Origin of the sequence: Tissierella sp., assembly GCF_052089545.1 — a bacterium.
Classification (GTDB): Bacteria; Bacillota; Clostridia; order Tissierellales; family Tissierellaceae; genus Tissierella_A.
Genome location: NZ_JBQDAA010000253.1, coordinates 1 through 2,888, shown reverse-complemented (window position 1 = coordinate 2,888; position 2,888 = coordinate 1). Strand labels below are relative to the sequence as shown.

Sequence of the window (2,888 nt, the reverse complement as noted above, 5' to 3'; positions counted from 1 at the left end):
CTACTGACATTTCCTTGGCCTTTTCCATGGACTTCATACCGTTTAAGTCTTTGCCAAGTATACTAATGGAACCATCTATTAACTCCAAATGGTCTGTAATAGATTTTAATATAGTAGACTTTCCACATCCATTAGGGCCAAGTATGCAAAGTATTTGACCCTTTTTAAGTTCAAAGTTTACATTGTCTACTATTATTTTTTTAGAATATCCTACCTTTAAATCTTCTGATTTAAAAAACATCATACTCTTTTCCTTCTATTTACCATAAGCCATATAACTAAAGGCGCCCCTATAAATGATGTTACTGTACTTATACTAAGTTCTGCAGGTGAAAAAAGTGTTCTAGCAAAGTAGTCTGCTAAAAGTGTAAAACTAGATCCCAGTATAAATATAGCTGGAGTAAGTATCCTAGGATTTGAAGTCTTTATAGTAAGTCTTGCAAGATGAGGCACTGCTATCCCAACAAAAGATATAAGTCCTGCAAATGCTGTAACAGAAGCTGAAAGTATACTTGAAAGAACTATAAGGATAAATCTAAATAGTTTTATATTTATTCCCATACTCTTTGCATAGTTTTCTCCAAGTAAATATGCCTGCAAAGGTTTAGACAGGAAAAATATAAGAATCATACTAGGAATTATGATAAGGGCCGATACCTTTAACATTTCCCAAGTAACAGTTGAAAAACTTCCCTGGGACCAAAATTGTAAACTTGCTATATTATTTTCTGTAGCAAATGTTGTCATAAAACTTGTCCCTGCTGATGCAATATAACCTATCATTATACCTATAACTATCAAAGTGGTAACATTATCTGTTGACTTTGCAAAGATAAGTACTAAAACCATAGCAAGCATGCTGCCTAAAAAGGATACTAAAAACAGTCTAAAAGGCCCTAGTCCTAAAAAAGGTAGGGAGGTTGAAGTAAGTATAAAAAAACCTACAAAGAGCTTTGCTCCTGATGATATACCTAAAACAAAGGGACCTACTATAGGATTTTTAAAAAAGGTTTGGAGCAAAAACCCAGAAATAGATAATGCTCCTCCAAACAATATTGCACTTAATATTCTTGGTATTCTTATTTTAAAAAGTATATTTGATTCCATATTTGATAACTCTTGTCCATCCAATATACTCCTTGTTATTTCACCTAAATTTAATTCTACTGATCCATTTCTTATATTTATGGTTATTGACAAAACAAGCAAAAGTATCAGTACAGAAAAAACAATAGGTATTTTCATCTTTTTCAATATCTATGCTCCTAACCTTTATATAATCTATTTCATTAAATAAAAATGTTCAGTTTCTTCAATCTCTCCATCTGGTGCATAAAATATATCATAGTATTCCTCTGTCATATCAGCTACCCTGTCTCCAGCTTGCCAAAATTCCCTTTTTAGTCCCCATACATTTCCTTCTTCAAAAACTTTAGTATCAGCTAAATAATCTGCTTCTTCCATTAAACCATCTAAATCCTTTATACTATGACCTGTTACACTATCATAGATAAATCTATCTGTTTCGGATATAGTCTTATAAAACTCTTCTGGAGTCATTCCTGTAACTCCTCTTTTTTCAGGACTTAGATCAGCTGGGAAATACTCTCCACCACCCATTTCTATATGTTTAATCTTATATCCTGCAGCATTTATAACCCTAAAACCTTGCTTTGATGGTGAAAAATATGCCATAGTTACTTTAGGTTTATCTTCACTATTTTCTTCAATCTTTTTTTCTACTTCTTCTATTCTAGCTAATTCCTCTTCAAATCTTTCTTCAGCCTCATCTTCCTTGTCAAGAAGTGCAGCTATAAATTTAGTCCATTCCAATCTACCTCTTGGGTCTTCTTCTAAATATGAACCAAGGCTTAAATATTTAAGATCTAGCTCATCAAACTTTGGAAATAATTTTTCTTCATGGGACTTAGAAAGTAAATGTACACTTGGATTTACCTCTTGAAGCTTTTCATAATCAAGCGCCTTGGTACTACCTACATAGCTAGCCTCACCACTTTTAACAAGCTCAGCCATATCGTCTACTTCCCAAACATCTTCTTCAAAAGAAACTGCCTTTATCCTATCTATTTCATCTATAGGTCTAAACCATGCCGGTCCTATAGTAGAATAAACTCCAAAAGTTTCTACAGGTTGTTCAATAACTAACATTTCTTCTTTCATCTCTGGTACGTCTTTTCCTTCCGGAACTAGTAAAACTTCTCTTCCTGATGCATCTGTTATTATCTTGTATCCATCTTCATAATAATCTACCTTAAAGTTTTCTGCATACTTAAGTTCCATCTCACCTTCATGAACAAGCCCCGTATTTTCGTCCACTACTTCTTCCGAAGTTTTATCCTCTTCACCACTTACTTCTTCACCTTCTCCACCTTCACTAGTGTTGCAAGCTACTAAAGAAAATGAAACTGTTAATATTAAAACCATAATCATAATAAATTTGTTAACTTTTTTGTCCATAATATTCCTCCTCTATATGTTATATAAAAATTCAATAGAGAAAATAAAAAAACCCCTTTCGGAGTTTTCGTCAATATATGCCCATAGCAGTTTACCCAAGCATTATCAACAAAATTTTCCCACCGAAAATCATGTAAGCATTAAATAGGTATCCTGACTTACACATCAACCTCATTCTGCCTTCCCAGTTTTATCCAGTGGCTTATAGAATTTGTCCGTGTTTACAGTAGCGGGGGCTGTATTGGCATCTCACCAATTTCCCTATATCTATAAATAGATAATAATGCTTTTATGTATTCAATTTTACTAATTAATTGTATGGTAAATAGGATAAAAAGTCAATATATCTTTTTAACTTTTTATTCTATCGCTATAAAATATTACAAAACCATACAAGCTAGCCTAGTTGG

3 protein-coding genes and 1 riboswitch are annotated in these 2,888 nt (G+C 32.9%); all 3 genes read right to left on the bottom strand.

Annotated features, from left to right (window positions below):
* On the bottom strand, nucleotides 1-244 hold a 244-nt coding region (locus ACTHW2_RS12500; RefSeq protein WP_442264230.1), incomplete at its 3' end, for an ATP-binding cassette domain-containing protein.
* Complete coding sequence (locus ACTHW2_RS12495; RefSeq protein ID WP_442264231.1) at nucleotides 241-1,245, bottom strand: FecCD family ABC transporter permease; 1,005 nt, start codon at nucleotides 1,243-1,245, stop codon at nucleotides 241-243. The genes ACTHW2_RS12500 and ACTHW2_RS12495, both read right to left, overlap by 4 nt.
* 36 nt (nucleotides 1,246-1,281) lie before the next feature.
* Entirely contained in the window at nucleotides 1,282-2,478 is a 1,197-nt protein-coding gene (locus tag ACTHW2_RS12490; protein ID WP_442264229.1) for an ABC transporter substrate-binding protein, read from the bottom strand.
* Nucleotides 2,479-2,604: 126 nt separating this feature from the next.
* Nucleotides 2,605-2,785, bottom strand: a riboswitch (cobalamin riboswitch).
* Nucleotides 2,786-2,888: the final 103 nt, after the last annotated feature.